Here is a 15,320-nt window from a genome sequence, read left to right as displayed (position 1 = left end):
TGTATTCATAAATTTGTAATATAGAAATGAGAAAATTATTCAGAGATCTTGTTACACATTTAATGAGAAAAAGATAAGAAAGTCACTTCCCGTACAAGATGCAGTATAGCTATACTGCATCTTTTTTTTATGATAACTATCATTTGCCTGTCTTGGGGAACTCCCTTACTTTTGAAGCCATTATTAAAGAAACTGATTACGAACAAAAACGGCAACTATTATGATCAAAAAGATTGGGAGTATATTTTTATTGGGGTCAATGCTCTGCGCCCATGCACAGGAAAAAACAACGGATATTGAAAGCATTGAATTTCAGGGGAAATTTATCTCTACACCTTATAAAAGTGCCAATCAGAATATAACGGTCATTACCAAGGAAGATATTGCCAATTCTCCGGCGAAAAGTATTGATGAAGTTCTTCAGCAGGTTCCGGGAATGGATATCAGAAGGAGAGGGGCCAATGGCGTACAAAGTGATATCGGCTTCAGAGGAAGTTCTTTTGAGCAGGTGTTGCTGTTGCTGAACGGCATCAGAATGAACGATTCCCAAACCGGGCACAATTCTATGAATGTACCGGTAGATATGGACGACGTGGAAAGGATTGAGATCATCAAAGGTCCGGCTGCCAGAAGATTCGGGCAGAATGCGTATGCCGGTGTTATCAATATTATTACCAAAACAACGCCTGGAAAAAGAGTAAAAATAAGTGCTGAAGGTGGAGACTATGAAACCTACGGATTCGGATTCAATGCGCAGCTGGGCAATGAAAAGTTTTCGAACTCTCTTCAGGCCAATTCTGCCTCATCACAAGGCTATATGTACAATACGGATTACGAGATCCGGAATGTTTTCTACCAAAGCAAACTGAATATCAAAAACGGGGATTTGAAACTGCAGGCAGGTTTTTCTGAAAAGAAATTCGGGGCTAATGGTTTTTATGCCTCTAAAAGCGCTACCGAACAGTATGAGGAAACGCAGGCTTCTATTATAAGTTTAGCCCATCAGCAGACGTTTGGTCATTTGAAACTAAGCTCAAATGCCTACTGGAGAAGAGGACAGGATATGTATCTGTACGACAGAAATAAACCTGATGGTTACAGAAATATGCATATCGGAAACAATGTAGGTGGAGAAGTGAATTCCAGTTATCAGTGGGGATTGGGGACTACCGGTGTAGGTGTAGAGCTGAGAAAGGAATTTCTGGCGAGTAACAATCTAGGAGAGCGAAACCGTTTTGTTTCACAGGTCTTCTTTGAGCATCATTTTTCATTACTGGATAAGAAACTGAACATCAGCCCGGGAATTTCATGGGCGAACTATTCTAAAGAAGGGAACTTTTTCTATCCTGGTTTAGATGTTGGTTATAATTTCAATCCGAATAATAAGATTTACGGAAATATTGCAAAAGTTCACAGGGTTCCGACCTTTACCGACCTTTATTATGTAAGCAAAACCGAACAGGGAAATCAGAATCTTCTTCCTGAAAATGCCGTTTCATCTGAAGTTGGGTATCAGTATCAGAGCAGCAAAATCCTTGCAAAAGTGAGCGGATTTATGAGAAATTCCAATAATTCTATCGACTGGGTGAAAAAAAGTCTGACGGATCCTGTATGGTATGCTCAGAATGTAGGGAAAATTGACACAAAAGGAATTGAAGTAGAATTGAGTCACAGAGCTTTCAGCTGGCTGAAATACACGGCAGGATACACCTATCTGGACAGTAAAATGAAAGAATCCAATGAGTTTGTTTCAAGATATATTCTGGACAATCTGAAACATCAGGTGGTGGCCAAACTGGAAACGAAATTCCTGAACTATTTTACCAATGAATTAGTTTACCGATATAATGAAAGAATGAATCTGGGGACTTATAATCTCCTTGATGAAAAACTGAGTTTCGCCAAAAAAGATTTTTCAGTGTATGTGCTGATCAATAACCTGACGAACACAAAATATACGGAAGCTTTTGGCGTTGAAATGCCTCAGAGATGGTTTCATTTAGGCTTCTCATATACGATCAATATTAAGTAAATGTTAATTCGAAATGAATGAAAGTTAATATTAACAAATTGTTAAATAATTTATTTTTGCAAAAATTTTTTATGAAACTTTTTTTAAGTCTGAGTTTACTTTTGAGTATAACCTTTTTAAAAGCACAGGAACACATTTCCAGCTTCAATGCAGTGACTCTAACCTATAAGTTTCATCCGAAATTTTTTCTTTACGCAGAAGGGCAGCTCAGAGGTAACGAAGATTACACCTATCCGGATTATTACGAGATCAAAGGAGGAGTGGGCTACAACCTGACCAAAAACCATAAACCTTTCGTAGGTCTTGGAAGATATGTCAATTACAAAGAGCACAGTCTGAGCAGAGAAGAGTTCAGGGTATGGCTACAGGACGTGATCGATCTCAAAAAAGGAATCGTGAAGTTTGAAAACCGTTTTCGTGTCGAAAAAAGCTGGTTTTACGAGCCCAAAATTGATAAATCTTCTCAGAGAATGCGTTACAGATACCGTTTGAACATCAGTGTTCCCCTGAATGCAAAAACCGTCAAAAAAGGAACTGTTTTCGCCAATGCTTATGACGAAATCTTTTTGGTAAGCCCCATAAAGCCTACGTTCGCAAGAAACAGAGTATATGGCGGTTTCGGTTATCAGATCGATGACCATTTCGGAATCCTGACAGGTTATCTCTGGCAGCGTGAATTCGAAGCAAAAGGAAATAAAAACCTTCACTTTATCTATCTGGCCCTAAACATCAATATCGATGGTACGGATCATCCTACGAAAACATATGATTTCCCGGGAGCGGATTAAGATACTTTGTCTAAATCTGCCTGAAAACTTAATAAATCCTTTTTCAGTTCAAGATAATAATCATTGAGGATTTTCTGAAATTCATTAACCACGGCGAATACGGATTCAACTTCTGGTTCCAGGTATTTATCATGATTAAAGTAAATGTAAGAAGCGTCTGCATATGATTTGAGGATAGGTCTGTTTGCTTCTGTCAATGATTCTTTATAACTTGAATTTTCGATAAAATCATTCAGGTTTTTTTTGAAAGAGGCTTCTGCTTTTAACAGTTTGGCTCTATGCTTACGAATTTCTTCAAAAGGTAAAGTCACGGTCATAAACTGAAGGTATCCAACAAATTCAGTCAGTGCTTCCTGAAATCTGTCGAACTCTTTGTCTATAACCCAAAATTTTTTATATTTCCCCAATAAGATCGATTGATTGTATTGATCAGCCTTGCTAAAATAATATCGGAAGATGTCTTCATCATTTTTCGTAAGCTCTGTTTTTACTTTTAAAAGCTCACTTTCAAGCTCAGGAATCAGTTTGGTGGCATCTTTAGCCTTGTACAGGTTTTCTCCGTACCTGAATGTTTTAATTTCTTTAGGGTTGGCTTTTAAATAGGCAAGGGTTTGCAGATCACTTTCAATTCCTGCTTTTTCATAAATTAAAGAAACTTTGCTGTCACTGAACAGATCTTCATCGTCTATAAAGGTATCGGAACCTGTTATAATAGTTTCGATATTCTCTAATAGTGGATTGTGAGCTTCATAGTATCCGTTAAAATTTGAACTTAAATACTGATAGGGATATTTTTCCACATACAGTTCGATGAATTTTTCATCGTCTATCACTTCACCCACATTTTTTACCTGATGTAGAGTCAAATATTTTCGGGTCATCACCTCACAGATTTCATCATATCCTCTGATGATATTTTTTGCCAGTTCGTGATTTTCCGGAATGTTTCTGGTCTGGTTATTTCTGATTCTTTCAATTCTTTTTGCAGTGTCAGGATGGGAAGCCCACTGGTCCTGGATTTCTATTTTTGTTTTATTATAACGGGTCAGATCTCCTTCATCTACTTTTGGAAGTCCGTTAACATAAGGATGATTGTTTCTTTCACTGAAAATTTTCAGTAAAGAAGTATGATTTTTATAGAGATTTTGAGGAAGGTATTTCTGTTCACTTTGGGTATAAAAATTAAAGGAATAGTAAAAAGCCGAATCACTTAACTCTATTCTCAACAATGAAGAGATCTGTTCATGAGGATTCGTAAGAAAAGTAGACACGGCATCCGCATGATATTCCATTTCGCGGCTTAGGGAAGCATGTTTTTGAAATAGAAAAGATGAAACTTTTTTCAGAATAAATTGAAATACATTGATAAAGCCCACCGAAATCGCTCCAAATAAAGTAAAAAAGGTATTTCCGGAAAAACTCATGATCATATCTTCATACTCTTTGTTATTGTAAACCGTTTCATAAACAATTTTTTGTGCATGGTGAACATATCCGCCCACTTTCATACTTCTTTGGGAAAAATGTCCGAATTCATGAGCGAGAATGGTTTTTAATTCGCCGGTGCTTGTAGAATTGATCAATCCTAAGCCTATTGTAAGATTTTTTCTCACCGGAAAAAACATACTCCAGAAAACAGAATTATAACTTACACTGGCATTAACGTCAGGAGAAAAGAAAACCTTTTTTGGGGCTTTCACCTGAGTATCGGTGATAATTTGATCGATGATGCTGAAAAGTTCCGGCTGCTGGGATCTTGTAATCTCTACCAGATGCCGGGTGGTAGAGGTGCTTTTTTTAAAAATGAATTTAATCATGAAATAAAAGACAAAAATACCGATGCTGGCAAGTCCTGCGGCAGCTATAAGCGTGTAGTAGCTAATTTTGAATGCAAGAATAGAAACTGCTCCATATCCTAAAAGCACAATCAGAAAGAGTGAAATGGCGATAAGGATAAGATAGACGATGAAAAATATGGAAATGGATATAATGGCAGAAGTCAGCTTAGATCTGTAAGCTGCCGACATTTTAGGAAGGTTATTCATTTTTGTGTTTTTTATACTTTTAATATTTTTCTATCAGATAATGATATGCTTTCAGGTATTTGTTGAATCTTTTAATATCCTTGGGAGTAAGCTCTCTGTTGACTCTTCTGAGATCCATATTGTCACGGAGATCGTTTAGTTTTACAGCGACAGCCAAAGGAGACCTTTCCGTTCTTTTAACGAATTCATCGTAGTCTTCCTCGGGATCAAATTTGGTAAGGCAGCTGATGGCAAAAATAATGTATTCGGGAAAGCCTTCAGTTCTTAAATACTCAAGGCTGAACTCTTCCGGGTGGTCTTCCACTACGTCATGAAGGACCCCAACGATCTTTTCGTCCAGTGTTTTGCCGTATTCCATGACACGCATCACATGAGCGATGTAGGGAGCGTGGTATTTGTCGGTTTGTCCTTTGTGTGCTTTATCAGCTATCTTTATGGCTCTGTTGAGCATTTCTTCTTTTGTCATTTCAAATAGAAAATAGAATACAAAAATAAAAAATGCCTTAAAAAATAAGACATTTTTATTGAGATTATTTTAAGGAATATTAAATAAGGGTTTCATCCTCTACAGAAGCGCCTGGAGCGTTGTTTTTTACGGATTCTATCCCGTTTTCCATTCCGTTTTCAGATTCGTACATCTGGCTGGTTCCTATGATCTGTCCGTTGCCGGCTTTTAAATTGAAGTAGCACCGGTCATCTTTTGCTGTATTTCTTTCAAATTTAGAATCGTCCTGCGAGTTGGTACGTACGGATTCTATTCCTTTTTCACATGATGATTTTGAGCCGTATCCCTGGCTGGTTAAGATCACTTGTCCGTTTCCGGCTTTCAGATTGAATTTGAAGTCACTGTCTGTTCTCTGCGAGATAATGAATTTTCCCATAGTAATTGGTTTTGTGGTTTGATTAGTTTTTTTAATTATTTGGAAGGCTGTGCCTTTGTAGTGTCTGGTATTGTTTTTTCAGGTGGGGTATTGTTGAATATTCTGTATTTCGAGTCATCCCTTTTGGCTTCTTTTAAAGCGATATATAATGAGGTGTCTTTTGGGATGGAAACAAGCATTTTATATTGTTGTTTCTGATCGGTATTGATCTTTGCCTGCATTTCTTCTTTAGAGCCTTTAAAATTTAGGATCTTAGCAGTATCTACCTTTGGGAAGATTTGTTTTCTGTTTTCTTTCTGCTGGGCGAAAGCCATTGTGCAAAACAGCAATAATGAGCATGACAATAATAACTTCATTTCTATGTCTTTTTTTACCATATTGAAAAAAGTACTGATCTCTGATCAAGTTTAATTATTAAAAATAGTAAAAAAAATGAAAAACGGCAAAAAAACCTACGCGAAGTCGAAGACTTCGCGTAGATTCTGAACATATATTAAAGAATATTGAATGGGTGTATTTGCAGTCTTTATATTTTCACTGAATGTACTAAGATAGCTGATACACTTTAATGATTAGTTTTTCAGGGAACGAAATATTTAGTTGTGCCGAATAAAAATAAAAAATGTTTGAGAATCTGAAAAAAATCTTTACTTTTGGCTGCTATTAAAAAAAACTAAAACTATGAAATGGTACTTAAAAGTATTGAGACAGTATGCTGATTTTTCAGGGAGAGCCAGAAGAACCGAATACTGGATGTACATATTGTTTAATATGATCTTCGCAATTGTAGCGGCAGTATTAGACAATCTGTTAGGATTGAAATTTAACCAGGAAATCCCTTACGGATTTATTTACCTGATGTACGGATTGGCTACTTTTATTCCTGGATTAGCGGTTATGGTGAGAAGATTACATGACGTTGATAAAAGCGGGTGGTGGTTCTTTATCTCTTTGATCCCAATTGTTGGAACGATTTGGTTACTTGTACTTTTGGCAACAGACGGAACTCCGGGAGCTAATCAGTATGGCGTAAACCCTAAAGAAAATTTCAATGAAATCAATGAAATCGGACAAAAACAGATGTAATTCCAAAAAAAATTACAATTTATATTAATATAATAAACGCTCCAAAATCTTGGAGCGTTTACTATTATATTCAAAATAATATTTAGTAATTACCTTTAGCGATATAATGGGCTGCCACTTTTTCAGTTAAAGCCACTATATTCGGATGGTTCGTATACTTCGTGAATCTTCTCAGGCCAGAAAGCATCATCCTCTGCTCATCCCCTTCTGCAAAAGAGATAATCCCTTCTTTAGCAGCTGCGATAACCTTTTCAACGGCTTTATAAAGGTTAAGCTGTGCCATTGCTGCTTCTACAGAATCAGGGGAGAAATGCTTTTCAGCTCTTAGTACAGCAGATTCTGCCATATAAAGCTGGTTAAGGATCTCAGATGCATTTAACAGTAAGTGTTGTTGTTTTTCAATATCCATCATGAATTTTTGAAGAGCGGCTCCGGAAACCATAAGGAATACTTTCTTAAGGTTAGCGATAATCGCCTTTTCTTCACTCATGAATGCTGAATAATCAGGAACATCAAATGATGGAATTCCCATTAATTCTTTGCTGATCGCCATTGCAGGAGAAAGCAAGTCTAATTCTCCTTTCATCGCTCTCTTAATTAACATTCCTACTGCTAATAATCTGTTGATCTCATTGGTTCCTTCATAGATTCTTGCGATTCTTGAATCTCTCCATGCAGCTTCCATTGGCATATCTTCAGAGAATCCCATTCCTCCGTATACCTGGATTCCTTCGTCAGCAGTATGTTGTGTCAAATCTGAAACGAAAACCTTCAAAATAGAAGCTTCCACAGCAAATTCTTCAACGCCTTTCAATTCAGCCTGCTGATGATTCATTCCACCGGCAACCAATTCATTGATTTTATCTTCAACGTCTTTTGCAGCTCTGTAAGAACCGGCCTCAGCAACGAAAATTCCTGTTGCCATTTCTGCAAGCTTCTTTCTGATCGCTCCGAAAGTTGAAATCGAAACACCAAACTGTTTTCTTTCGTTAGAATATTGAATAGAGTGGTTTAAAATTCTTCTCTGTCCGTCAAGGTTGGCAGCTGCCAGTTTAATTCTTCCTACATTCAAAGCATTCAGAGCGATTTTGAAACCGTTGTTTCTTTCGCCCAAAAGGTTCTCAGCAGGAACTTTCATATCATTAAAGAAAACCTGTCTTGTAGAAGACGAACGGATTCCTAATTTATGCTCTTCTTCACCGAAAGTAAGTCCTTCAGTTCCTTCTTTTTCTACGATGAAACCGGTGATGTTTTTATCATCGTCAATTTTAGCAAACACAATGAAGATTTCTGCAAAACCTGCATTGGAGATCCACATTTTTTGTCCGTTGATCACATAATGTTTTCCATCTTCAGAAAGTTTAGCTCTTGTTTTTCCTGAGTTGGCATCAGAACCTGCATCAGGCTCAGTCAGACAGTATGCTCCGAATTTGGTCCCTGTAGCAAGATCCGGAAGGTATTTTTTCTTTTGCTCTTCTGTACCATATAAAAGGATAGGAAGGGTTCCGATTCCCGTGTGCGCGCCATAAGCTGTAGCCAATGAACCATTCGCTCCCGAGCAGTAGTCACAAGCCAGCATGGTATTCACGAAGCCCATTCCAAGACCACCGTATTCTTCAGGAACAGCCACTCCTAAAAGTCCCATTTCACCCAACTGGCGCATCTTTTCTTCAGTTAAAGCATAATCTTTTTTCTCAAATCTTTCTTTTTGAGGAATTACTTCTCTGTCGATAAATTCTTTCGCAGAATCGCGAAGCATTTTTTGTTCTTCACTCAGTTCTTCAAGAGTGAAAATATCATTTGCAGGAATTTCCTTGATCAGGAATTCACCTCCTTTTAATGTAGCCATATGTTTTTTTGTTTTTTAAGATTAGGAGAATAAAGAGAAAAGAATAAAGACTTTACAGCTGTAAGTTTTTCTGAAAGCCCGAAATCATTCTCTGTAATTCTGTGATTTTATTTTCTATAATTTCATTTTTAGATGACTCAAAATACTGTCTGTTATTTGAAATTATTACCTGAGTCTGTAATTCATAAAGAGAACCAAGACTTATTTCTAAAAAACGATTAAAATCTTTATTAGAACTTCTGCTTGAGCCTTCTGCAATATTTGAAGCAACAGAAACTGCACATCTTCTAAGCTGGGACTTCAATCCGAATTCTTCGCTTTTGGGAAAACTGTCAGTAACTGTATAAATTTCATCGGCCAGTTCAATAGATAGTTTCCAAATATTGAGGTTTTTGAAATTATGCTTCATCCTGGTCTTTTCTCTTTATTCTTTACTCTTTTATTTAGTCTATTTAACTAAAGAAGCTCGAATATACTTGCCGCTCCCTGTCCCGTTCCAACGCACATCGAAACCATTCCGTATTTGTTTCCGCGTCTTCTCATTTCGTCAAGAAGCTGAACGGTTAATTTGGTTCCGGTACAGCCAAGCGGGTGGCCAAGAGCGATCGCACCTCCGTTGACGTTAAGGATATCAGGGTTTAATCCTAATTCCTTTTTGATCGCCACAGACTGTGAGGCAAAGGCTTCGTTCAATTCAATTAATTCAATATCTTTTAATTCAAGACCGGCTTGCTTTAAAGCTTTTGGAATCGCGTAAATTGGTCCCATACCCATAATTCTAGGCTCTAGACCTGCTGCAGCATAAGCTACCAATCTCGCTTCCGGCTCTAGACCTAATTCTTTCACCATTTCTTCACTCATCACCATTACGAAAGCAGCTCCGTCACTCATCTGAGATGAATTTCCGGCTGTTACACTTCCTCCGTTGGCGAATACAGGTCTCAATTTCGCAAGACCTTCCAGAGAAGTATCTTTTCTAGGACCTTCATCGATAGAGAAGTCGAATTTTTTAGACTGCATTTTCTGGTTTTCATCCAGGAAATTATATTCTACGGGAATAGAAACGATCTGACTGGCAAATTTTCCTTCAGCATTAGCTTTTAAAGCTTTCATATGCGATTCAAAAGCAAACTGATCCTGTTCTTCTCTTGTGATATTATATTGTTTGGCTACTTCTTCAGCGGTGTAACCCATTCCCCAGTAATAATCAGGGTTTGTTTTTGCGATATCCGTTTCCGGAACCGGCTTGTAACCACCCATCGGGATATAAGACATAGATTCTGTACCTCCTGCGATGATACAGTCTGCCATTCCTGCCTGAATTTTTGCAGAAGCAATAGCAATCGCTTCACTTCCTGATGCACAATATCTGTTTACGGTAACTCCCGGAACTTTATCGGTATTCAATCCCATTAAAGAGATCAAACGAGCAACGTTTAAGCCTTGTTCTGCTTCCGGCATGGCGTTTCCTACGATAAGGTCGTCAATTCTGTTCTTATCTAATTGTGGTAGCTCAGCCATTAATTTTTCAATCACTGTAGCGGCCATTACGTCGGGACGAGTAAAGCGAAGGGAGCCTTTAGGTGCTTTTCCTACAGCTGTTCTAAATCCTTTTACTATATATGCTTGTTTCATATTTTTTATTTAATTTATTTTTTTGAGAATTTGCCTCGTAGAGGTAAACTGCTCATAGCATGTTTTTTTTTGATTGGTTATTTACAGAGCTCCGTAGGAGCGACCTGTTAATTTTCAATCCATTCAAATAAATATTTTGAATCATATTCAATTTCAAATTTTTCCATGAAATTCAAATATTCTTCTTTAAATGTTTTCTTTTTATGATGTTCTTCCTGATTTAAAATATATTTTACAACCGGATTAACACTGCTTTTAGAATAAGAGAAAGCTCCATATCCTTCCTGCCAATTGAATTTTCCATTGATCCATCTTTTTTCATTAATGAATTTTGACGATCCGGCTTTAATGTCTCTTACTAAGTCTGAAATGGAAATAGAAGGACTGATACTTATCAGAATATGAACATGATCAGGCATTGCAAATACAGCTAATAATTTTTGATTTCTGTTGCTAACAATACCTGTAATAAATTTGTGAAGCTCCTCTCTGTTTTCTTTTGAAATCAGGTTTTGTCGTCCTTGAACTGCAAAAACAATTTGAATATAAATTTGTGTATATGTGTTTGCCATAACATGAACAGTTCGCTCCTACGGAGCTTCTATTAATTTCTCAACGGTTTCCCATTCTGCAACATATACTGAATTCTCTCCAGGGTTTTTCTTTCCCCACAAAGCTGTAAGAATGTTTCTCTTTCAAGATTCAATAAATATTGTTCGGTAACTACGGTTGGTTCAGAAAGATTTCCACCGACCATTACGTTGGCTAGTTTGTCAGCAATTTTTTTGTCGTGTGCAGAGATGAAATTTCCGGTAAGCATCTGGTCTGTTCCTACGTAGAACATTCCTAAAGCATCTTTTCCTAAAACTTTTACACTTTGTTCGATAGGTTGAGTATATCCCTGTTCGGCCAATAATTTTGCCACTTTTTTAGCTTCAGCGATCTGTCTGTTTTTGCTTACGGATACAATGTCTTTTCCTTTTTCAAGAATTCCCATATCGTAGGCTTCATAAGCAGAAGTTGCTACTTTACCCATGGCGATATTCATGAATGCTTCACGAAGTCTGTTGTTTTTAACATCATCACTATGGAATTCTCTGGAAGTCCTTAAAGTAAGTTCTTTGGTACCACCACCGCCAGGAATTACCCCAACTCCGGTTTCTACCAATCCGATGTAAGTTTCTGCCGCTGCAACAACTCGGTCTGCGTGCATGGTCATTTCGCAACCACCACCAAGTGTCATTCCGTGAGGAGCAACGACTACAGGAATAGAAGAGTAACGTACTCTCATCATGGATTTTTGGAAATAAGCGATGGCCATATTCAGATCATCCCAGTCCTGTTCGATAGCCATCATCAGGATCATGGCAAGGTTGGCACCTACAGAGAAATTGGTTCCCTGGTTTCCAACAACCAATCCGTCGTATTCTTTTTCTGCTAAATCGATAGCTCTGTTTAATCCGTCAAGAACTTCGCCTCCGAGAGAATTCATTTTTGAGCGGATCTCAAAGTTGATGATACCGTCACCTAGATATTCAATGGCTGCCCCTGAATTGCTCCAAAGTGTTTTGTTCTTTCTGATATTGTCTAAGATAATAAACGCATCCTGTCCAGGAATTTTGTTATATTCTCCTGAATTTTTATCCACGAAGATACTTTGACCTTCATCATTTACTTTATAGAAAGCTTCTACATTTTTTACCCAGTCTGAAACTTCGTAACCTGCATCTTTAGCTAATTCAATACCTTTTTGAACTCCTACGGCATCCCAGATTTCAAACGGACCGTTCTCCCATCCGAAACCAGCTCTCATAGCGTCGTCTATTTTGTAAACTTCATCTGAGATTTCAGGAACTTTATGAGAAACGTAAGCGAACAGAGCTCCTAAAGATTTTCTGTATAATTCGCCGGCTTTATCTTTTCCACCAATTAAAACTTTAAATCTGTCAATTGGCTTGTCTATATTTTTCGTTAATTCTAACGTTGGGAAAGAAGATTTTCCCTGTAGTTCATATTCTAATGTATCAAGGTTCAATCCGTGGATTTCAGATTTTCCTTCTGCACTTTTTACTTTTTTGTAGAAACCTTGCTCAGTCTTAGAACCTAACCACTTATTATCCATCATTTTCTGGATATAGCCAGGAAGGGCAAAAACATCATTAAAGTTATTGGCTTCAGCACCGCTCTGACGAACGCCGTTGGCTACCATAACCAAGGTATCAAGACCTACCACATCAGCCGTTCTGAATGTTGCTGATTTTGGACGTCCGATAACAGGACCTGTTAATTTATCAACTTCAGAAACAGTCAATCCTAATTTCTGTACGTTGTGAAGAAGATCCATCATAGAGAAAACCCCAATTCTGTTGGCGATAAAGGCTGGAGTATCTTTGGCTAAAACAGTAGTTTTCCCTAAGAATTTCGCCCCATAGTTCATATAGAAATCTACCACTTCCGGAAGGGTTTCAGGGGTAGGGATGATCTCTAAAAGAGGAAGGTATCTTACCGGGTTGAAGAAGTGTGTTCCCGCAAAGTACTGTTTGAAATCATCGCTTCTTCCTTCAATTAGAAAATGAATAGGAATTCCCGATGTATTAGAAGAAATTAATGTTCCCGGTTTTCTGAACTGTTCAATTTTTTCATAAACAGATTTCTTAATATCAAGTCTTTCAACGACTACTTCAATGATCCAGTCTGTATTTTTGATCTTAGGAAGATCATCATCGAAGTTTCCTACTTTTATTCTATCCGCAAATTTTGGAGAATAGAGAAGGGAAGGACTTGCTTTTTTCAGTTTTTCAAAGTTTTCAGAAGCAATTCTGTTTCTTACCACTTTGTCATCTTTGGTCAAACCTTTTTTCTGCTCAGCTTCTGTCAGTTCAAAAGGAACGATATCTAAAAGGGACACTTCCACGCCGATGTTGGCGAAATGTGCCGCAATACCGCTACCCATAATTCCTGAACCAAGAACCGTGACATGTTTGATTCTTCTTTTCATATGTAAATTTTTATTATTTGCTAAAACCATAGGTTACCATATGGATTTCCTACAATTTATTTTCTGTTATTTAGTAATTCGTTTGCAATTTTCATGATTTCGGACATGACCTCCTTGAAGGTTTCAATTTTCTCAGGGGCAATCTTCTCCATCACTTTCTTGTTAAAATTGACAACCACTTCTTTTGACATATTCCTTGAATTCAAACCTTTATCCGTAAGTTTAATAATCACTTCCCTTTTATCGGCAGTGGTCTTTTCCTTATAGATGTATCCGTTGTCTTCAAGAAGCTTGATGATTCTTGTCAGCGAGGTGGGCTCGATCGCCATTTTAGGACCTAAGTTGGTACTTCGGGTGCCTTCCTTGGGATCAATTTTAAGAAGAGTGAGGGCCTGTACAGCGGTAGAATCATGCTCTTGAGCAAGTTCTGTGTACATTTTAGAAACAGCCAGCCAGGTCTGTTTTAAAACTAAATCTACGTTTTCTATTTTTTCTTTATTATTATCCATCATTTATGTACGAATGGTGTTACCCAAATTTAGTAAATATTATGCATGCATAGTATTTATTAACGTTAAATTTTGTTAATAAGCTGATAGTAAACGGGTTAAATTGTATGATTAGCATAATACTATGCATGCATAGTATGTGAAATATTTAACGGAAACGTAGTATTAGTGAATGTTTTTAACGGAATTCACTATTTCTTCGAAAGATTCATATTGCTGCTTGGTGGTGTTGGTGAGAATATCCCAAAAACCGTCCTTATACTCAAAATGCAGGCCTGAAAGGTCTTTTTCGAAATTTTTCTGCAACAGAGAATAGAGCATTTCTTTGTGAACCTGCGGGGCCTGAATGGAAGGCGGAACAAAATGATCATTCACCTGAAATAATGATACATTGGTCAATTCGTCATGCTGAAGCAATACATCTTCTACAAGTCCTGTGAAAAGCTGGTTATCCTTTACATACCAGATTTTGTCAGCAAACTCTTTGGCCAGTCGCCAGTCGTGGGAAGAAAACAAGATGATTTTATCCTGTTCTTTAGCCAGCCTGCGGAGTGTTTTTAAGATGATAAGCTTGTTTTTCTCATCCAGATGGGTGGTGGGCTCATCCAGAATAATAACCGGAGAATTCTGGGTAATAGCACGTCCGATGAATGCTTTCTGAAGATTTCCGTCCGACAGGTTTTTAAGAAGAGTATATTTGTGTTGTCTGAGGTCCAACTCATCGATGATGTCAGAAACTTCTTCTCGGTCTTCTTTCTTAAGTTCAAAATAAAAAGGATAATAAATGTATTTCCCTAATGAAATCAGGTCTTCAACGGTATAATGCTGTGGAACATTTGATTTAGAAAAAACAACGGCAATATTTTCAGCAATTTCTTTTACGGAAAGATCTTTTATATTTTTCTGATGAATTAAAATGTCTCCGCTTAGAAGAGATATCTGATGCAAAATAGATTTGATCAGCGTAGTTTTTCCAACCCCATTATTTCCAATCAGAAGGCATACGTCACCCAGTTTCAGATCTGCATGAGCATTTGAAATTAAGGTTTTGTCGTAGCCTATGTTGGCTTGTCTGATTTCTAGATGCATATTAAGTGACAAAAAAGATAATTATTAAATACAGTAAAAGAGGAAAAAGACTGAAAAACAGGTATGGGATTTTATTTGTTTTAATTTTCCATAGGGTGTAGCCTCCTAAAATGAGTGATCCCCAAAAGAATGAGGGTAAAGATGCCATCAGGTACCAGCAGTGTCCAAATGTATAAATCCAGTGGAGGTCTTTATCCAAACGAAATATGTCAGAAAGTCTCATGAATGCAAAGCTTATTACAAACTGGAGTATATTTGCAATAATTAACTGTTTCTGGTTTATCTTAATATTCGTTATATTCATTCAATCACAAATTTAGAACAGTCTATTTGATCAAGCATATAAATTATAAATTTTCTCTAAATCTGCTTCATCAGCAAAATCAGCGAACAAATAAAAAATTCCCG

The 15,320-nt window shown here is 37.3% G+C and carries 14 protein-coding genes; 3 read left to right on the top strand and 11 right to left on the bottom strand.

All coding sequences use genetic code 11. The features are described from left to right. Nucleotides 1–220: 220 nt before the first annotated feature. Together LC419_RS14590 and LC419_RS14585 are read left to right on the top strand one after the other, a co-directional pair. A complete protein-coding gene (locus tag LC419_RS14590) occupies nucleotides 221–2,032 on the top strand; it encodes a TonB-dependent siderophore receptor (RefSeq protein WP_223608051.1) in 1,812 nt (603 codons plus the stop codon). A 71-nt stretch (nucleotides 2,033–2,103) separates the two neighbouring features. Continuing rightward, a complete protein-coding gene (locus LC419_RS14585) occupies nucleotides 2,104–2,820 on the top strand; it encodes a DUF2490 domain-containing protein (RefSeq protein ID WP_223608050.1) in 717 nt (238 codons plus the stop codon). Here the strand turns inward: LC419_RS14585 and LC419_RS14580 are convergent. The 4 genes from LC419_RS14580 to LC419_RS14565 form a co-directional block, all read right to left on the bottom strand. Then, the gene (locus LC419_RS14580) at nucleotides 2,817–4,865 is read right to left on the bottom strand and encodes a M48 family metalloprotease (protein ID WP_223608049.1); all 2,049 of its coding nucleotides are present in this window, start codon (nucleotides 4,863–4,865) and stop codon (nucleotides 2,817–2,819) included. The genes LC419_RS14585 and LC419_RS14580 overlap by 4 nt on opposite strands. Nucleotides 4,866–4,884: 19 nt before the next feature. After that, a complete protein-coding gene (locus LC419_RS14575) occupies nucleotides 4,885–5,331 on the bottom strand; it encodes a phosphohydrolase (protein WP_081873957.1) in 447 nt (148 codons plus the stop codon). Nucleotides 5,332–5,410: 79 nt separating this feature from the next. Then, the gene (locus tag LC419_RS14570) at nucleotides 5,411–5,746 is read right to left on the bottom strand and encodes a YegP family protein (protein ID WP_223608048.1); all 336 of its coding nucleotides are present in this window, start codon (nucleotides 5,744–5,746) and stop codon (nucleotides 5,411–5,413) included. Nucleotides 5,747–5,781: 35 nt separating this feature from the next. Further along, nucleotides 5,782–6,102 carry a hypothetical protein gene (locus LC419_RS14565; protein ID WP_223608047.1) on the bottom strand — a complete coding sequence of 107 codons (321 nt, stop codon included), beginning with the start codon at nucleotides 6,100–6,102 and terminating at the stop codon, nucleotides 5,782–5,784. A gap of 325 nt (nucleotides 6,103–6,427) precedes the next feature. Here LC419_RS14565 and LC419_RS14560 point away from each other — a divergent pair, with 325 nt between their 5' ends. After that, entirely contained in the window at nucleotides 6,428–6,832 is a 405-nt protein-coding gene (locus LC419_RS14560) for a DUF805 domain-containing protein (RefSeq protein ID WP_223608046.1), read from the top strand. A gap of 82 nt (nucleotides 6,833–6,914) precedes the next feature. On the opposite strand, the gene LC419_RS14555 is transcribed toward LC419_RS14560, so the two are convergent. The 7 genes from LC419_RS14555 to LC419_RS14525 all read right to left on the bottom strand — a co-directional run bounded on the left by LC419_RS14555 (nucleotide 6,915) and on the right by LC419_RS14525 (nucleotide 14,912). Beyond that, on the bottom strand, nucleotides 6,915–8,681 hold the full coding sequence (locus LC419_RS14555) for an acyl-CoA dehydrogenase family protein (RefSeq protein WP_223608045.1): 1,767 nt from the start codon (nucleotides 8,679–8,681) through the stop codon (nucleotides 6,915–6,917). Nucleotides 8,682–8,733: 52 nt separating this feature from the next. Beyond that, entirely contained in the window at nucleotides 8,734–9,090 is a 357-nt protein-coding gene (locus LC419_RS14550; protein WP_223608044.1) for a four helix bundle protein, read from the bottom strand. A gap of 47 nt (nucleotides 9,091–9,137) precedes the next feature. Next, nucleotides 9,138–10,316 (bottom strand): acetyl-CoA C-acyltransferase, encoded by a 1,179-nt coding sequence (locus LC419_RS14545; RefSeq protein ID WP_223608043.1) that lies wholly within the window; start codon nucleotides 10,314–10,316, stop codon nucleotides 9,138–9,140. A 107-nt stretch (nucleotides 10,317–10,423) separates the two neighbouring features. Continuing rightward, nucleotides 10,424–10,888, bottom strand: a complete 465-nt coding sequence (tnpA, locus tag LC419_RS14540) for an IS200/IS605 family transposase (RefSeq protein ID WP_223608042.1) — start codon at nucleotides 10,886–10,888, stop codon at nucleotides 10,424–10,426. Nucleotides 10,889–10,920: 32 nt separating this feature from the next. Further along, nucleotides 10,921–13,314, bottom strand: coding sequence for a 3-hydroxyacyl-CoA dehydrogenase/enoyl-CoA hydratase family protein (locus LC419_RS14535; RefSeq protein ID WP_223608041.1), 2,394 nt, complete (start codon nucleotides 13,312–13,314; stop codon nucleotides 10,921–10,923). Nucleotides 13,315–13,370: 56 nt separating this feature from the next. Next, a complete protein-coding gene (locus LC419_RS14530) occupies nucleotides 13,371–13,823 on the bottom strand; it encodes a MarR family winged helix-turn-helix transcriptional regulator (protein WP_034727924.1) in 453 nt (150 codons plus the stop codon). Between the two features lie 165 nt (nucleotides 13,824–13,988). Continuing rightward, nucleotides 13,989–14,912, bottom strand: a complete 924-nt coding sequence (locus tag LC419_RS14525) for an ABC transporter ATP-binding protein (protein WP_223608040.1) — start codon at nucleotides 14,910–14,912, stop codon at nucleotides 13,989–13,991. Nucleotides 14,913–15,320 lie beyond the last annotated feature (408 nt).

Source organism: Chryseobacterium sp. OSA05B (assembly GCF_019970065.1).
Taxonomy (GTDB): domain Bacteria; phylum Bacteroidota; class Bacteroidia; order Flavobacteriales; family Weeksellaceae; genus Chryseobacterium.
The sequence above is the reverse complement of the archived record's forward strand: the minus strand, read 5'-3'. Positions and strand labels throughout refer to the sequence as shown.